This is a genomic window from Peribacillus sp. NPDC058002 (assembly GCF_042886655.1).
Lineage (GTDB): Bacteria > Bacillota > Bacilli > Bacillales > DSM-1321 > Peribacillus > Peribacillus aracenensis.
In genome coordinates this window covers 1-1,562 of record NZ_JBHVQU010000476.1, presented here as the reverse complement: position 1 = coordinate 1,562, position 1,562 = coordinate 1, and the positions used below count along the sequence as shown (strand labels likewise).

1 protein-coding gene is annotated in these 1,562 nt (G+C 39.8%); it reads right to left on the bottom strand.

Translation table 11 applies throughout. From position 1 onward, the window contains the following. Nucleotides 1-39: 39 nt before the first annotated feature. Nucleotides 40-1,422, bottom strand: a complete 1,383-nt coding sequence (locus tag ACFVSH_RS26455; RefSeq protein ID WP_387708781.1) for an aminotransferase-like domain-containing protein — start codon at nucleotides 1,420-1,422, stop codon at nucleotides 40-42. Nucleotides 1,423-1,562 lie beyond the last annotated feature (140 nt).

The window sequence follows — 1,562 nt, the reverse complement described above, 5'->3', positions numbered from 1 at the left end:
CCATACAATATTATAATTGTATGGCGAACAATATTCCTTTCACGTTTCAATTATTTTTTTAAGTATAATAAGCGCTTTTTCAAGTTCCTCTTTCGTTTCTGGCGCACAAATCCCCAAACGCACGGCATTTGCCGGTGCGACATTACCTACCGCAAATCGCCCTCCACTATAAACTTGTACACCTTGTGCTGCAGCTATTTGTTCAAATTGGTCCCCTGTATAATGGTTCGGCAGATGTAACCAGCGAAAAATCCCTGTTTCTCCGCCTAAACAATCTTCCTTATCTAAATAATGATTGACCAATTGATTGCGAGCTTTAGTTTCCTCTTTATGAAGTGCAACAATGTTTTCAAGCTGACTCGATACAATTGCTCGTGCTGTTAACTCCGCAAGTAGTGGCGATACGGAAATATTTAAGTTATAAAGAGCTTTTCGAGTAGAATCCAGGAATTTGAAAGGAACTGCGACATAAGCAAGGCGGAGTCCAGGTGCCATCGATTTCGATAAACTCGCTATATAAATCGAATGCTCAGGTGCATATGTCGCTACGGCCGGCAATACTTTGTCTTGGGTTAAATGATACATTCCATCTTCAATGATAAATAAATTATACTTTATGGCAATCTCCGCAATCGCCTTTCGAGTAACGATGCTCATTGTATACGTCATCGGATTCTGGTAATCCGGAATAATATATAAACCTTTAATGTTTTCGTTTTTGCATGCATACAGAAGTGCTTCCGGACTCATTTCATCAGTTTCTGACCTAATCGGGACAAGCTGGATGCCCAGCATCGCGGCAGCTGTCTTTAACCCTGGATATGTATGGTGATCGACACCTATCCGGTCTCCATGCTGACAAAGACCTGCAAGTGTTGCGGTGATGGCATTTTGTCCGCCATTAGCCAGTAAGACATGCTCTCTAGTCGTTTCAACACCGGCATGTTTTAATAGTTTGACGCCTGCATCTTTTTGCCAAATCGAATCACCTGGCCGACTGTACCCAAACCATCTCGCACAATCGGATTCTTGTAACATGGATTGCAGTAGGTTATGTAAAGGTCCGTATGATACACGATCTGGTAGCATTGCGCCCATTTCAATTAAATGTTTTGGCTTTTCTTCTGAAAGCAAGTATGCGTTCGAAATCGCATCATATGAAACATAAGTTCCACTGCCAATGGTTGCACTAATCAGTCCTTTTAACTCAGCTAATTTAAATGATTTTGAGATTGTACTTAGATTCACATCCAAATAGTCTGCTAACTCTCTTTGCGGGGGAAGTTTTGTGCCTGGAACTAAGCGTCCCTCTTTAATGTCAGATTCTAATTGCTTAGCTAATGCCTGATAAATCGGTCTATCTTCTCGATTTAATGTCGGCTTCCATGTCATTGGATATTCTTCAAACGAATTAATAGGCACAATCCTCATCCTTTTTTTCATACAATTATAAAATTGTATGGCAACAAATTCAAATTTATAAATTACTTTAGACATTCTTCACAATCGAGCGCGATTTTTAAAGAATAAAGGACATAACCTATTTGATATAACAAATAGGT